This is a genomic window from Acinetobacter sp. ACIN00229 (assembly GCF_016106645.1).
Taxonomy (GTDB): domain Bacteria; phylum Pseudomonadota; class Gammaproteobacteria; order Pseudomonadales; family Moraxellaceae; genus Acinetobacter; species Acinetobacter oleivorans.
On the sequence record NZ_JADWOM010000005.1, the window covers coordinates 1 to 15,956 of the forward strand.

Annotated in this window: 12 protein-coding genes; 6 read left to right on the plus strand and 6 right to left on the minus strand. The window is 39.3% G+C overall.

Features of this window, described 5'->3' with window-relative positions; all coding sequences use genetic code 11:
• Nucleotides 1-108: 108 nt before the first annotated feature.
• The gene (locus I7H67_RS05650; protein ID WP_198307335.1) at nucleotides 109-705 is read left to right on the plus strand and encodes a glutathione S-transferase family protein; all 597 of its coding nucleotides are present in this window, start codon (nucleotides 109-111) and stop codon (nucleotides 703-705) included.
• Nucleotides 706-753: 48 nt separating this feature from the next.
• On the opposite strand, the gene I7H67_RS05655 is transcribed toward I7H67_RS05650, so the two are convergent.
• Nucleotides 754-1,455: a TIGR04219 family outer membrane beta-barrel protein gene (locus tag I7H67_RS05655; protein ID WP_198307432.1), complete on the minus strand. Its 702-nt coding sequence runs from the start codon at nucleotides 1,453-1,455 to the stop codon at nucleotides 754-756.
• Nucleotides 1,456-2,096: 641 nt separating this feature from the next.
• Between I7H67_RS05655 and I7H67_RS05660 the strand changes: the two genes are divergently transcribed.
• Both I7H67_RS05660 and I7H67_RS05665 read left to right on the plus strand, forming a co-directional pair.
• On the plus strand, nucleotides 2,097-3,575 hold the full coding sequence (locus I7H67_RS05660; protein WP_005300319.1) for a sodium-dependent transporter: 1,479 nt from the start codon (nucleotides 2,097-2,099) through the stop codon (nucleotides 3,573-3,575).
• Nucleotides 3,576-3,587: 12 nt separating this feature from the next.
• Nucleotides 3,588-3,731, plus strand: a complete 144-nt coding sequence (locus I7H67_RS05665) for a methionine/alanine import family NSS transporter small subunit (RefSeq protein ID WP_004790262.1) — start codon at nucleotides 3,588-3,590, stop codon at nucleotides 3,729-3,731.
• Between the two features lie 37 nt (nucleotides 3,732-3,768).
• On the opposite strand, the gene rsmB is transcribed toward I7H67_RS05665, so the two are convergent.
• Together rsmB and fmt are read right to left on the minus strand one after the other, a co-directional pair.
• A complete protein-coding gene (gene rsmB, locus I7H67_RS05670; RefSeq protein WP_198307336.1) occupies nucleotides 3,769-5,073 on the minus strand; it encodes a 16S rRNA (cytosine(967)-C(5))-methyltransferase RsmB in 1,305 nt (434 codons plus the stop codon).
• Nucleotides 5,070-6,032 (minus strand): methionyl-tRNA formyltransferase, encoded by a 963-nt coding sequence (gene fmt, locus I7H67_RS05675; RefSeq protein WP_198307337.1) that lies wholly within the window; start codon nucleotides 6,030-6,032, stop codon nucleotides 5,070-5,072. The genes rsmB and fmt overlap by 4 nt, the downstream gene beginning before the upstream one ends.
• Before the next feature lie 348 nt (nucleotides 6,033-6,380).
• Between fmt and ilvD the strand changes: the two genes are divergently transcribed.
• The 3 genes from ilvD (at nucleotide 6,381) to I7H67_RS05690 (ending at nucleotide 10,631) form a co-directional block, all read left to right on the plus strand.
• Nucleotides 6,381-8,210: a dihydroxy-acid dehydratase gene (ilvD, locus tag I7H67_RS05680; RefSeq protein WP_034590616.1), complete on the plus strand. Its 1,830-nt coding sequence runs from the start codon at nucleotides 6,381-6,383 to the stop codon at nucleotides 8,208-8,210.
• A gap of 320 nt (nucleotides 8,211-8,530) precedes the next feature.
• The gene (locus I7H67_RS05685; RefSeq protein WP_198307338.1) at nucleotides 8,531-9,820 is read left to right on the plus strand and encodes a hypothetical protein; all 1,290 of its coding nucleotides are present in this window, start codon (nucleotides 8,531-8,533) and stop codon (nucleotides 9,818-9,820) included.
• 79 nt (nucleotides 9,821-9,899) lie between these two features.
• The gene (locus I7H67_RS05690; protein ID WP_198307339.1) at nucleotides 9,900-10,631 is read left to right on the plus strand and encodes a sulfite exporter TauE/SafE family protein; all 732 of its coding nucleotides are present in this window, start codon (nucleotides 9,900-9,902) and stop codon (nucleotides 10,629-10,631) included.
• A gap of 9 nt (nucleotides 10,632-10,640) precedes the next feature.
• On the opposite strand, the gene I7H67_RS05695 is transcribed toward I7H67_RS05690, so the two are convergent.
• The 3 genes from I7H67_RS05695 to ppc all read right to left on the minus strand — a co-directional run bounded on the left by I7H67_RS05695 (nucleotide 10,641) and on the right by ppc (nucleotide 15,888).
• Nucleotides 10,641-11,531 carry a LysR family transcriptional regulator gene (locus I7H67_RS05695; RefSeq protein ID WP_198307340.1) on the minus strand — a complete coding sequence of 297 codons (891 nt, stop codon included), beginning with the start codon at nucleotides 11,529-11,531 and terminating at the stop codon, nucleotides 10,641-10,643.
• Between the two features lie 79 nt (nucleotides 11,532-11,610).
• A complete protein-coding gene (locus I7H67_RS05700) occupies nucleotides 11,611-12,906 on the minus strand; it encodes a solute carrier family 23 protein (RefSeq protein ID WP_013196519.1) in 1,296 nt (431 codons plus the stop codon).
• 297 nt (nucleotides 12,907-13,203) lie between these two features.
• Entirely contained in the window at nucleotides 13,204-15,888 is a 2,685-nt protein-coding gene (gene ppc / locus I7H67_RS05705) for a phosphoenolpyruvate carboxylase (RefSeq protein WP_198307341.1), read from the minus strand.
• Nucleotides 15,889-15,956: the final 68 nt, after the last annotated feature.

Consider the following 15,956-nt stretch of genomic DNA (forward strand, 5'->3'; position numbering starts at 1 on the left):
CGTGGGAATTAAATGGGAAAAATAAAACTGAAAATATTATGAAAGATTCATGCTATAAATAATAAGAAAATTACATACTTAAATATGAATAATAAGGGAAAAGCATCTATGATAATTTATGGTGATGTAGGTTCAGGTAATTGTTATAAGATTAAACTATTACTTTCCTTATTAAATATTAAACATAGATGGGTCCACATTGATATTTTAAAAAAAGACACTCAAACAGCAGATTTTTTATTCTTAAATCCTAATGGAAAAATACCTGTATTGGTTCTGGATGATGGCCGTGTTTTAAGTGAATCTAACGCTATTTTAGGCTATCTGGCGGAGGGAACAGAGTTTATTGCTACAGATTCCTATACGAAAGCAAAAATGTATCAGTGGATGTTCTTTGAACAGTATAGTCATGAACCATTTATTGCAGTTGCTCGTTTTATTAATAAATATTTAGGGTTACCACCAGAAAGAATAGAGGAATACCATAATTTACAGCCAAAAGGCCATAAAGCACTATCTATTATGGATAAAGCTTTAGTAGATCAAGACTATCTTGTTGGAGATCAATTAACTATTGCTGATATTGCCTTGTATGCATACACGCATGTCGCGGAGGAAGGTGGTTTTGATTTGGAGCTATATCCAAATATTCAAGCGTGGTGTCAAAGGATTCGAGAATATTTAGGTTATGTAGATATGATTTAAATAAAAAAGAACTCATATAGAGTTCTTTTTTATTTCTGAAATTCTGATTTAGAAATGTGCTTCTAGACCTATATATGGGCCTTTAAACTCAAATTTAAGGTCAGTGTTATCGTAGTCATCTAAATCAATATTAAGTACGCGATACCCTGCTGTTAAACCAAGATCAATGAGTAAATTATCTGCAAATTTATATTTTACTTCTGCTAATGCATCTGTGATTCGTGCATCATCAAAGTTCGTATAGGTTGCTTCACCTTTAGCACTTAAGCCTGTAAATGGAAGTTTGACTTCACCAGATAAATAAGCAATAGGATACGTTTTATCAATATCTACGCGCTTACCTGTATAAGCAGTAATATCACCATTTAGTACAGTTGCACCAAGCCCAGCATCTACACTCACAATATTGTCTAGTAACTCATAATAGAGAATAAAATCGCTATGATCTAAATCAACTTTATAGTTAGCTTGACCTAGAGTTTCTGATTTAGTTTGAGTATCTAAATTTACATAACGTATTTTTGCATTTGGAATAAATGGGATTGGGTGTTCTATTGCCAATGAGAGTTGAGCACTACCTTTTTGATCTAGATCTTGATCATCAGGAAATTGAGAAGACATATTCGCTTTACCATCGTAAAACCAGTAGCCGACATCTCCCTTTACTCCAACAAAATCTGCTTGAGCAAGGCCACTTAAGCCCATCCCGAGCGTTAATAAAGATATTTTTAATATTTTCACTTTGAACATCCGCATAAAAGAAATCTTTGAGCGCATCATATAGACATCTTGCTACAGATGCATTGATAAAAAATATGAGTCTGAAGCCTATATTATTAATAATTTTTCTAAGCTAGATAAAATATTAATCATTTCAAATAATTAATATTTACTTTTTTTATTTGGATAACATTAGCCCTCTACAGATTTTAGTATAAATTTTGTCATCTAAAAAATGGGTATTATCAAATTTTAATTGGAAATTAAGGAAGAAATTAATGGATAAGTCGAGTAATTAAATAGATCTTTTTAAGATTTGGAAGAAAATGTCATTGAACAATATTGTCTGACTATTTGATTTAAACGTAAAGATTAGCTGAAAAATAACCAATTGTGAAAAAAACTTAAAAAATTCGTAAAATTTCTGATGGAAATTACAGTAAAAAGAAATAAAAACAGGTATTGTTCAGCTATATAGGGGCAAAAAATGGACAAAAATCTTTAAGGAAGAATTTTCTATTTTTGCTTGTTTGAAATGAAAATAAAAATACTCACAAGGTGCCTTTTATTCTCAATCAAACACAAAAGTATTCTTTGGTTCTTTTTTTGCATGCGGAATAACAATCAACAATAGCAGTAAAAATAAGCAATCTTTTAACATTAGGTGTTCTATGACAGATTCTCGTGAAAACTGGACGTCACGATCTGGTTTTATTATTGCAGCCGTTGGTTCGGCTGTAGGCTTAGGTAATATTTGGCGCTTTCCATACGTTGCTTATGAAAATGGTGGTGGGGCTTTTCTTATTCCTTATCTATTGGCACTCATTACTGCTGGTTTACCGTTACTATTTTTAGATTATGCGGTCGGTCATCGTAGTACTGGTTCACCTCCAAAAGCATACCGGGCCTTATTTAAAGGTGGAGAAACATTAGGTTGGTGGCAAGTTTGTGTCTGTATCATTATCGGTTTGTATTATGCGAGCGTTTTGACATGGGCAGGTAGTTACGTTTACTTCTCTATTGGTCAAATGTGGGGAAGTGATCCGGAAGGTTTCTTCTTTAATACCTATTTACAAACGTCAAAAGCGACTGGTTTTGATTTACAGTTTGTAAGTCATTTATTCTGGCCGATTGTTGGAATTTGGGCACTTACTTTAATCATTCTTTATGGTGGGGTGAAAAAGGGTGTGGAATTATCCAATAAAATTTTCATGCCATTATTATTCATTCTCTTCACTATTTTGGTGATTCAGTCATTGCGTTTACCAGGTGCAGTTCAAGGTTTGAATGCATTCTTTACGCCAAACTGGTCAGCAATGATGGACTATAAAGTATGGTTAGCCGCTTATGGTCATACTTTCTTTTCATTATCTGTTGGTTTCGGGATCATGGTTACCTATGCATCTTATTTAAAACCAAAAACGAATTTAACTGGTTCTGGCTTAATCGTTGGTTTTGCAAATGCATCAACTGAGATTTTGGCAGGGATTGGTATTTTTGCTGCTCTTGGTTTTATGGCACATGCAGCAGGTACTGATGTTAAAGATGTCGTGAGTGGCGGAATTGGATTAGCATTTATCGCATTCCCTAAAATTATTTCAAGCTTAGGCGCTGGGGCTGATTTATTTGGTCTTTTATTCTTCTCTTCACTTTTCGTCGCAGGTATTTCTTCGATGGTCAGTATTTTGGAAGTGCCGATTGCAGCAATGCAAGATAAGTTGAAATGGGGCCGTAAAAAAGCTGTAACGATTATTGGTGGTGGTAGTGCACTTGTATCAATTATTTTATTCTCAAGTGTAAATGCAATTAAGTTGGTTGATATTGTTGATCACTTTATTAATAACATTGGTATTATCGGTGGCGCATTAATATCAATTATTAGCGTAGCTTGGTTTAAACGTTCAGCTCTTAAAGAACTTAGTGACCATATAAATCGTATCTCAACCATTCAAGTTGGTAAGGGATGGGATTTCACTTTAACGGTTATTACATCTTTAATCTTGTTAACTACACTCTGTATGACTGTTTTTAATTTGATCAAAAATGGCTATGATACTTATAGTATGAGCTTACAAGGTGTATTCGGCTGGGGCAGTGTGATTTTCTGTGCGGTCGTTGCAATCGTGTTAAGCAAAATGAAAGATCGCTAGGAGGATAAAATAATGAATACTTCGGCAATCGTGATGATGGTGATTTCGATGGTGTTTTTATGGGGTGGGTTGGCTTTATCCATTCTACATTTATCGAAACATCCTGAAGAGTTAGATGACGTTTTAGAAGATGTAAAAGATCAGCATACGCTTTGATGCTGATCTAAAAAAGCAGGCTTAAAGCCTGCTTTTTTTATGCAATTTTTTGAATTTTACAATAGTAAAATCCATCGCCAGACTGTGCTTGCGGTAATAATTGTCGACCATGAATTTGTTCAAGTCCCCAATTCGCTTCAATCTTAATTTCTTTTGCATCAGTATGTTCTGCAAAGAAATTTATCATCTGCTGTTCATTTTCAGCTTTTAAAACTGAACAGGTAATATAGAGCAATGTGCCTCCAACGTTGAGTTGTTGCCACATGTGTTCCAAAATTTGCTTTTGCAGTTCAATCGTTTGAGCTATGTCGCTAGATTGGCGCAATAGACGTATGTCAGGATGACGACGAATAACGCCTGTAGCGGAGCAAGGTGCATCAAGCACAATACAATCTACTGGTTGTGCAGGTACCCATTGGGTTGCATCGGCTGCCAAAATTTCTGTTTGACTTTGATCAAGTGCTAAGCGGTTTAAATTCTCAGTTACACGGATTAAACGATTCGAATCTTGGTCAATAGCAATCAGCTGAGCCGGTTTAAACTTTTCGAGTAAATGAGCTGTTTTTCCACCGGGAGCTGCACAGGCATCAATTACTGTTTTATTATTTAGATCTGGCAATAATGTTGCACATAGCTGAGCATGTTCATCTTGTACAGAAAACCATCCCTCTTCAAAGCTGGGTAGCTGAGTAATTTGTACAGATTGTTCAAGAAGAATACCTGCTTCAGACAGAGTACAAGCACGTGCCTGAATATCTAGACTTTGTAATTTTGCTAAATAAGCATCACGGCCAATATGACGCTGGTTAACTCGCAAGGTTAAAGGTGCGACTTGTTTTAATGATTGGCAAAGAGATTCAGTTTGTTCACCCCAATCCTTTTTTAACCTTTTGAAAAGCCAACTTGGTAAGCCATGCGCTTGCTGTAAACCTTGCTGAAAGTCATCAGTTTCACGAGTAGCTCGGCGCAAAATAGCATTCACAATACCGCCGAGCGCAGGAAAACCAAGTTGTTTGGTGGCATCTACTGTTTCTGATATAGCAGCATGCGCTGCAATACGCGTGCATAAAACTTGATAAAGCCCAACATACAGACAGGTTTCAACAGTTTCATTATTTAACGGTTTACTGAGTAAAGGTAGGCTAATTGATTTAAGAGCAAACCATTGGCGTAGCGTACCTAGAACAAGTTCATGAAATAGTGCGCGATCACGTTCTGCAACTTGATTCAGTTGTGTATTTAATATACTAGCAAGTGATTGCCCTTGCTGGACTTTTAATAACGTCTGAACGACTTGAGCACGTAAGTTAAATCGTGACGAATTTGATGAAACCTGACTCATGGTAGAATTTGTCCTACGTGAAGTTTTTGAGTTTGTGCAATTTGTTGTGCATTCATTGCTTTACCACCCGGCCATTGCACGCTGGTCAGACAAATAAATGTATTTTCACCGCAAGCAACATGTACGCCTTGTTTATCAATCGCGATAATTTCACCAGTTTGGGCATTTGCTTGGCTTTGAGTGGAAGTGGTTGAGTTCCAAACACGCAAAGCACTATTTTCATCTAACTGAATGAATGCAACTGGCCAAGGGTTGAACGCACGAATATTTCGGTCAAGCTGAACAGCATCATTTGACCAGTCAATACGAGCTTCTGATTTCACTAACTTATGTGCATAGACAGTTAGGCTTTCATCTTGAACTTCACGCTCTGCTAAATATTTTTGTAGTGTTTCTTCTGACTCGAGTACGTCACAAATTGCTGTTGCGCCTTGAGCTGCGAGTTTGTCATGTAAAGTCGCTGATGTATCTTCGGCTGTGATTGGACAGTAGGTTTTATACATCATATCGCCTGTATCTAAACCAGCAGCCATTTGCATGATTGTGATTCCGGTTTCTTCATCACCTGTTGCAATCGCACGTTGAATGGGTGCTGCACCGCGCCAACGTGGTAATAGTGAACCGTGAATATTTAAACAGCCATATTTAGGTGTATCAAGCACAGCTTGTGGAAGAATCAAGCCATAGGCTGCAACGACCATCACATCGGCACCTAAAGCTGCAAGTTCTTGTTGGGCTGCGAGCCCTTCTTCTGTAGATGCTTTAAAGTGAAGTGGTTGATAAACAGGGATACCATGTTCAAGCGCAAGCTGTTTTACAGGAGATGGCGTTAATTTTTGTCCACGGCCTGCTTTACGATCTGGCTGGGTGTAAACGGCGATAATTTCATGGGAAGTTTTTAATAATGCCGCCAATGGTGTTGCAGCAAATTCGGGGGTGCCAGCAAAAATAATTTTCACAAATGCAATCCAAAAAGAGTTTATGGGTAGTATACGTGAAAAACGTTTGAAGCCCTAAACTCATGGCTATTGAGAGATTTGATTTTTAAATAGTGAACAAAAAATTATTCAAAAATTTTTATTGATAAAAAAAGGTTATGAAAAAATAAAAAATTATTCATGTAAGTTTTGCTAAATATTGACTGACTATTACTGTTCTTGGCTTTCCGAATATTATTTGCTTCTATAGAATGGAGAATGATCAAATTATGATGATGAGTCAATATTCCGACTGATCTAACGCTATATCAGTATCATTCAGCCAGAGTGGAAGAAATTCCGCTCAAGCACAACTTGTTGGAAACACTAATGCCTGACTATCGTTCAAAAACATCGACACACGGAAGAAATATGGCTGGCGCACGTGGCTTATGGCGTGCAACAGGAATGAAAGATGAGGATTTCGGCAAACCGATTATTGCGGTGGTCAACTCATTTACTCAATTTGTTCCGGGCCATGTACATCTTAAAGATTTAGGGCAACTAGTCGCAGCAGAAATTCAGGCGGCAGGTGGTGTTGCTAAAGAGTTTAATACGATTGCAGTAGATGACGGGATCGCAATGGGGCATGACGGCATGCTTTATTCATTACCATCACGTGATTTGATTGCTGACTCAGTTGAGTACATGGTAAATGCACATTGCGCCGATGCGATGGTATGTATTTCTAACTGTGACAAAATTACTCCGGGAATGTTGATGGCTGCGATGCGCCTGAATATTCCAGTTGTTTTTGTGTCTGGCGGACCAATGGAAGCGGGCAAGGTCAAGTTCCGTGGTAATGAAAAAGCGATTGACCTTGTTGATGCAATGGTTGTTGCAGCTGATGAAAGTTATACAGACGAAGAAGTTGAAGAGTTCGAACGTTCGGCTTGTCCAACATGTGGTTCATGTTCAGGTATGTTCACTGCAAACTCAATGAACTGTTTAACTGAAGCTTTAGGTTTATCTTTACCGGGTAATGGTTCGATTGTTGCGACACATGCAAACCGCAAGAAACTATTCTTAAAAGCAGGCCAACTTATTGTTGAATTGGCTAAGCGCTATTACGAACAAGAAGATGCAAGTATTCTACCTCGTTCAATTGCAACCAAGGCTGCGTTTAAAAATGCAATGACCCTTGATATTGCAATGGGTGGTTCAACCAATACGGTTCTGCATTTATTGGCTGCAGCAAGTGAAGCAGAAGTTGATTTTACAATGGATGACATTGACGAGTTGTCACGTCGAGTTCCTGTACTGTCTAAAGTAGCGCCTGCGAAACAAGACGTTCACATGGAAGATGTTCACCGTGCTGGCGGTATTATGGCCATTTTGGGTGAGCTTGACCGTGCGAAGTTACTTGATGTATCAGTGCCAACTGTACACGAGAAAACTTTAAAAGATGCATTGGATAAGTGGGATATTATTCGCACTGAAGATGCAGACGTATATGAGTTCTATCGCTCATCTCCGGGTGGTGTACCAACACAAGTTGCATTCTCTCAAAATCGTTACTATGCAACTTTAGATGGCGATCGTGAAAAAGGCGTTATCCGTAATGCAGAACATGCATTTTCTAAAGATGGTGGTTTAGCTGTGCTATACGGCAACATCGCGCTTGATGGTTGTATTGTAAAAACTGCGGGTGTAGATGAATCGATCTTGAAATTTACGGGCACAGCGCGTGTATTTGAAAGCCAAGATGCCGCTGTCGATGCAATCTTGGGTCATGATATTAAAGCTGGCGATGTTGTTGTGATTCGTTATGAAGGTCCACGTGGTGGTCCGGGTATGCAAGAAATGCTTTACCCAACCAGCTACCTTAAATCGAAAGGTTTAGGAAAAGACTGTGCATTGGTGACAGATGGCCGTTTCTCTGGTGGTTCATCAGGTCTTTCAATCGGACATGTTTCGCCAGAAGCTGCTGAAGGTGGTGCAATTGGTTTGGTAGAAGATGGCGACACCATTGAAATCGATATTCCGAACCGTACCATTCACTTAAACGTTGATGATGCGACTATGGCGCACCGTCGTACAGTTCAGGAAGCGAAAGGCTGGCATCCGAAAGAAGAACGTAAACGTAAGGTATCAAAAGCGTTAAAAGTTTATGCAATGCATACAACAAGTGCAGCGAAAGGAGCTGTACGCGTTCTATAAAATATTCAATTTTATTAATTGAATAGAAACTATGCATCCATTTGCACGATGAATTATTATCATGCTGATGGGTGCTTTTTTTACATCTGTTCGAAAAAATAGGCTTGTAGATGAGGGTGTTGCAAGTCATTCTATGGGTTTGCCATAAAATGATGATAAAATCTTCACCGATGCAGGAATATGTGCAATAACATGATCTTTGTTCTGTGTAAGCAGAGCTCATCAGCATTTTGTATATGAAGTTTCTGCGGTACTTTGTACTGCGATCAAAGCAGTTTTTTGGTCTTGCTTAGGATTTATTTTTTAGAGGCTCTACTCTCATGTCACTGCTACGCCGTTGGTTTGACCCTATCCGATCGAGTTGGTTTTACCAAAAACCTTCACGTCAAGCGGTGTTACCCACGGAAAATGGTTTAAGTATTTATTTACGACTTGATGATGTGTATAGCTATTTAGCTGTTCAGCAACTGTCTCAGCTTGATGAGATTTTAAGTGATGAACTTAAGCCCTTAAAAATTATTATTTCCCATACGGCTTCTGAACCTCCGAATGGTATGTCGCATGAAGAATGGCAAAATTATTGTTTGAATGATGCCAAAATATTAGCCAAACAACATCGTTTTGCTTTTGATGAATTTCCAGAAATCCCAAGCCAAGAATCTTTAAAACAAGCCGCTGTCATATTAAAAAGAACCCCATTACAAGGTCAGAATTTCTTACATTTACTTGAAGACATTTTTCATATGCTTTGGCAGCAGCAATACGGAAAGCTGCGTACTTTACATGCCATGGCAGTTAAACATCAGCTTCCTCAACATTTTTCAGAACGTATTTTTACGGATGAGCCTGTACCGGCAGCTTACTTTGAATTTGGTGGACGTAAATATCATGCAGTAGATGATTTATTACGTTTAACCCGTCGTCTAAAACAGCAAAAATTACTGACTGGCAATCCGATCTTTTTAATTAATCATATTGAATGGCGTGAACATTTAATTAATGATGCTGAGGCACTTACCGAAATTCAGACACTTCATCCTGAACTTGATTTATATATTGCCTTAGAAGATCCAATGAGTTGGCTGTTGCTTGCTTATATTAAGGAAGAACTGGCTGATTATTATGATATTCAATTAAAAGTTTACCCTTTAAGCTACCAAGGCCGAGACTGGTTTGATTGGAGTTTGGCAACACGTGTTTCTAAACGAACAGATGTCGCTTTTACTCCTTTTTGCCGCCCTACCGAAGAAAGTGCGCTTGAAATGGCAAAGCTTTTCTATAGTGTGCAGGAAAATCAGCAAATCGATACGATTTTTACGATCTTGCAAGCAGTTTGGACAAAAGGCAAAGATTTATCTTTCCAAAAGCATTTCCAAGAATTACAGCATCAGCTGGGAATTGAGCAGTTAACAGAGCAGGATGTGCCAGCTGTTCTGACACAAAATGATGCTTTTTGCAAAGATAAACATCAGCCTGATTTACCAGTTCTAGAGTTGCGTATTGATGGGCAAAGTTATGTATTTAATAGCTTGTACCGCGTTTGGATGATTGAAAGTATTTTTAGTAATGTTTTAGAAGAAAAATACAAAACGGCCTCAACTTCTAATTGAGGCCTACTCCTAAAAACAAGAATAGGGCAAAACCTGTTTTTTTCCGTAGCATAACCATGTAGGGAATCGGAGATAAACAGTGACTTTTTTAGTAATTATTATGATGGTGTTTGCCTTTGCTGGCATGATTAAAGGCATGATCGGTTTAGGGTTGCCCGCAGTATCGATGGGCTTACTCACCATCGCAATGAGTCCTTTTCAAGCAGCCTCTTTACTCATTGTTCCTTCAATGGTCACCAATGTCTGGCAGCTTTTTGCTGAAGGACATGTCTGGGCTTTTATTCGCCGTTTCTGGACTTTGCTTGTAGGTATTGTGGTGGGCTCAATATGGAGTTTTCTACCGACTTTAAGCCAAAGCCATGGGCAGAGTAGTGAGATTTTATTGGGCTGTATGTTGGCCTTATATGGTCTTTATGGACTGTGTGTCAAAAAGCTTCCGCACTTAGGGAAGCATGAGCGCTGGTTATCGCCGATTATTGGGTATATTGGTGGAGCAGTCACCGTAGCAACAGGCGTCATTATTATTCCGATTGTTCCTTATTTGCAGTCTTTGCATTTAAAACGTGATGAGCTGGTACAAGCTTTGGGATTAACATTTACAGTCTCTACCATTTGCCTTGCTGTTTTTTTACACCATAACCCGATGTCTGCAGTAACACTGGACTATCGTTTATCTTTTGCTGCGTTGTTGGCTGCACTCGTTGGAATGTGGTTAGGTAAAAAAATCCGTTATCGACTCAATGAGCAGTTATTTCGCCGTATCTTTTTCATAGGGTTAGTGTCGTTAGGTCTTTATATGATTTTGCACTAAACCAAGTTTCTAAGGGCGATGCTCTAATAGGAAATCTGCAAATTGCTTATAACTGCTAGGCAGCTGATTGAAGTTTTGCGTGGCTAAAAGCAGTTTACGATTTGCCCATGCACCGAGTAATTGGATCGAATGAAAATCATAATCTGATTGCAAACGCTGTGCAGCACGAGCTGGCATAATCGCAATTCCCACGCCTTTGGCGACTACCTCAGCAATTGCGCCAAAGTTAGGTAAGCGCAAACGGTACTGTATGTTAAAGCCTAATAGCTTAGCTTGGGTCTCGATAGACTGTTGCAAAGAGTGATGGGGTTTAAGGCCAATAAAGCCATAACTTAGAGCATCTACCAAATTCAGCTCTTGGTATTGAGCTAAATTGTGAGTAGTAGGGCAAATCAGAACTAACGGATCACTCGCAAATTCCTTAGTTTGCAAATGTCTGGTATCAAAAAAACTTGAGACTAGACCGAGACTCGCAATTCCTTGGGTTAATGCATCTACAATTTCTGAGCTTTCTGCCTCATGCAAATCGATATTCATTTCTGGATGAAGCACCAGATATTGCGGTAATAACGTAGGCAAATATTCACTTTGAGCAGAAGAGTTACACCAAAGCGTTAATGCCTCTGTGGTAGGGTGCCTAAACCGCTGCATTTCTTGTTCGAGTTGATCTTTTTGTACTAAAAGCTGACGAGCATGTTCTACAAAAGCATGTCCAGCTGTGGTGAGTTCTACCCCAGTGGTTTGGCGAACAAATAAGGGTGTCTCAAAATACTGTTCGAGTTTTTTTATACGCTCGCTCGCTGCTTGAAGTGAAATAGCAGAGCGATCAGCACCTTTAGTTAGGCTACCAGTCGAGACAATATGAAGAACCAACTGTAAATCAAAAAAATCAAAACGCATGATAGGAACGTATTGAAACGCAAAAATTCATCATACTAAATCGTAATCAAAAAAGGCAGCTTACGCTGCCTTTTTGAATTTAGGTTTTATCTTTTAAACTAAACAACCAATTTAGAATAATGGCTGCAAATGTTGCTGTACCAATGCCACCTAAATTGAAATTGCCAAACATTAATTCAAAATTTCCTGCACCTAAGATAATTGTTACAGAAGCAACAATCAGGTTTTTATTGTTAGAAAAATCAACTTTGTTTTCAATCCAGATTTTTGCGCCGGCAATGGTAATTAAACCAAACACGACAATAGATGCGCCTGTTAAAACAGCACTTGGAATCGTACTAATTACCGCGCCAAATTTTGGAGATAGGCCTAAGAAAATGGCGAAGACACCAGCAATCACAAAAACAATGGTTGAGTACACACGAGTGACTGCCATGACTCCAATGTTTTCGCCGTAAGTAGTCATCCCCGGTGCACCAACACTACCAGAAAGAGTGGTTGCTAAACCATCTGCAACAAATGCTTTGCCTAATTGCGGCGTCAGGTTTTCACCAGTCATTGCACCTACTGCTTTAATATGACCTAGGTTTTCTGCTACTAAAATAAGCGCAACTGGCGCAATAATTAACATAGCCTTAGTATCAAAAGTAGGATGTGAAAAGCTTGGAATTCCGAACCATGCAGCCTGTGAGATTTGGCTAAAATCGATTGGTTTACCAAAACCTAGACCATTAGTGGTGATAGCATAAATTGCATATGCCAAAATTAAACCGACCAATAGAAGCAAACGTTGCAATAAGCCGCGAGTAAAGACTGCAATACTACCCATACAAAGTACGGTAATTAAGGCCATCCACATTTCAAATGGTTGGCCTGCAACACCTCTAATGGTAACGGGTGCGAGGTTTAGACCAATAATCATCACAATGGCGCCAGTCACCACAGGCGGCATGAGTTTTTCAATCCAGCGTGTACCCGTAAGCATCACAATAAAACCGATAATGGCATAAAACACACCACATGCTACGATTCCGCCTAAAGCCATCGAAAGGTTTGGATTGGCCCCTGAACCTGTAATATGTCCAGTTGCTGCTGCAACCACACCAATAAATGCAAAACTTGAGCCTAAGTAACTCGGAACACGACCACCCGTAATTAAAAAGAATAGGATGGTACAGATACCAGACATTAAAATGGCAAGGTTAGGATTAAAGCCCATGAGTAATGGTGCTAAAACAGTTGCTCCAAACATGGCAAACGCATGTTGAATACCTAAAATAGCACTTTGAACTGGAGGGAGATATTCGTTGGTAGAGACCGGTCGGTGGTCAATATCACCTTGGTAAGGCTGCCATTTTGGAAACCAATTGGACATAAAATAAGCTCGTTATTCTTTAATTGGTGCCATGATACTCTTTCTTGAGAGTGCATTTAATCTCTAGAGAGAAGTATGTTAGTGAAAAGTAATTGTTTTTTAACGATTGGTATAATTTTATGAATTCTAAATATAAGGAATTAGTTATTTTTTTCTCATAAAGACTAATTTTTTGATTTTAAAAAAATATTCAAAAAAATAGAAAATCGAGGAAAATTTAAGAAAAATAGAGAATTTTGCAAGTAAAAAGCAGTACATCAAGATGCACTGCTTTGTTAAACAATTGGTAAAATTAGCTTAGCCCGTATTACGTAAACCAGCAGCAATACCCGCAATACTCACCATAAGTGCATGGTCAACAGGCGTGTTCTCTGCCTGACGCTCAGCAAGATAATCACGGCGGCGTTTCATGAGTTCAGCCTGTAAAAGATGCAAAGGAAGTAAGTACGGTTTACGAACCTGCATTGATTGATCAAGAACTTCGTTGTTACTAAGAAGCTTTGATTCATCTTTCAATTTAAGGAGCGTTTCAACAGCATCTTTTAAGCGCTGACGTAATTGATTACCGAGCACTTTTAAATCTTCATCTTCAGTCAAATGAGACTCGTAATAGAGTGCAATGTTGGCATCGGATTTAGACAATACCATTTCCAGCATATCAATAAGCGTCTGGAAATAAGGCCATTGCTGGAGCATTTCATCAAGCGTTGCTTTTTGCTGATCGGCAATCACTTCATTAATGGCAGCACCAGTACCTAGCCATGCAGGTAGCATCAAACGGATTTGAGTCCATGCAAATACCCATGGAATCGCACGTAAAGACTCAATACCCCCACTCACTTTACGTTTTGCTGGACGTGAGCCTAATGGCAACATTTGTAATTCGAGTTCAGGCGTAACGGTCCGTAAATACTTCACAAAATGTGGATTTTCACGCACTGTCTGGCGATAAACCTTAACGGAGTGATCTGTCATACGGTTCATGATTTCACGCCACTCGGCTTTTGGCTCTGGTGGTGGTAATAAAGTCGCTTCGAGTGTTGCTGCGGTATAGATTTCAAGGTTTTGCATGGCAATCCCTTCTAAACCGAACTTAAAGCGAATCATTTCACCTTGTTCTGTGACACGGATTGCACCAGAGATCGAACCTGGCGGCTGTGAAAATAGTGCCTGTTGTGTTGGAGCACCACCACGACTAATTGAGCCACCACGGCCGTGGAACAGCGTCAACTGTACGCCGTGTTTTTGAGCAATTGCAGTTAGCTCTTCTTGAGCACGATATTGCGCCCAGTTAGCTGACATGAAACCAGCATCTTTTGCAGAGTCGGAGTAACCGATCATCACTTCGTGTTTACCCTGAATGTGCTGTTTATACCAATGCATATTGAACAGCGTATTCATGGTTGTTGCAGCGCCATCTAAATCTTTTAAAGTTTCAAATAGAGGAACTACACGTAAAGGGTGCTGAATACCTGCTTCTTTTTGCAATAACAACACAGCTAAAACATCACTTGGATATTCAGCCATCGAAATAATATAAGCCCCTAAAGACTCAGGCGGTTGGTCTGCCAAAGTACGCATGGTTGCAAATACTTCTTGGACATCTGGGTGCCCAATCAAACTGCCTTCAGGTTCATTAATATATTTCGGTAAAAGCGGGCGCTTGCTTTGTAATTCCTGAATTAGGAAGTTTTGGCGCGCTTGTTCAGTCCACGATTCAAAATTACCTAAACCTAAATATTCGGTAATTGCTGAAATCGCTTGGCGATGACGACCTGATTCTTGGCGAATGTCGAGTTTAAGTAGTTCAATACCAAAACAGTTCACACGGTAAATAAAGTCGAGAAGTTGACCATTCGCAATTTCAGGCAAGTTGCTGTCGATTAAAGAGCGATAGCACAGCAATAAAGGCTGTAAGAGTTCGTCTTTGCTTTTAATGACATTGCTGTCGTCTGCTTCTAAGCCTTGTAGGCGCTGCGCTAACCAGTGGCGAGTCGCTTTTAAGCGTTCGCGTGTAGCACGTAAATATTCACGATAAGGCTCTGCATGTTGGTTACCAATAGCCTGAATCATTTCTTCAGAACAGGTTTGGATCGAAAGTTCCCAACGTAAGTTTTCGATATCTCTTAGGTAAAGGTCAGCAGCTTGCCAGCGAGATAACCACAGTACTTCTTGGGTAATTTGATGAGTAACATTTGGGTTGCCATCACGGTCTCCGCCCATCCAAGAAGCAAAGCGTACCGGCGCAATATTGAGTGGTAAGTTTTGTTGGCAATTATCTTGAACCAACTCATTTAATTCACGAATAAATTTAGGTACGGCATTCCAAAGTGTTTGTTCAATGGTTGCAAAGCCCCATTTTGCTTCATCAACAGGGGTCGGGCGGTGTTGACGAATTTCATCTGTTTGCCATGCCGAACTAATTTGTTGCTTTAAGTTGGCAAGTGCACTTTGACGCTCTCGAGGTGTAAGTTTTTGCTGATCAAGTTGAGAAAGACAAGCATTGATATCATCATATTTTTGAATGAGGGTACGACGGCTAACTTCGGTTGGGTGCGCCGTAAGTACCAATTCAATATTAAGATCACAAATTTGCTGGAATAGTTTTTCTGTTGAAATACTTTTGTCTTTAAATTTTTGAAATAGGTGAACAAGCGGATTTGGAGAGTTAGCCTCCGAATCAAATTCTGCCTGTCTGCGGCTACGCACTACATGGTATTGCTCGGCAATATTGGCAAAATTTAAAAAATGAGAAAAAGCGCGGGTAAGAGGCAATAGCTCTTCATCGGGCAATTCTAAAAATAATTGTTCTAATTGCTTTTCGGCTTCAGCTTGACCATCACGTGCACCTTTGGCAAGCGCACGGATTTGTTCGATCTGATTAAACAGTTCTTGTCCTGCATGTTGTTTTAGGGTTTCACCTAACAAATTGCCAAGTAAACGGACATCCTCACGCAGTGGCGCATCGATTTGCTGAACCATGCTATTTTCTCCTGTTCTTATTCTTATCGAATATAGCGCGATTAACAAACATTCCAAGCTTTGAGCGT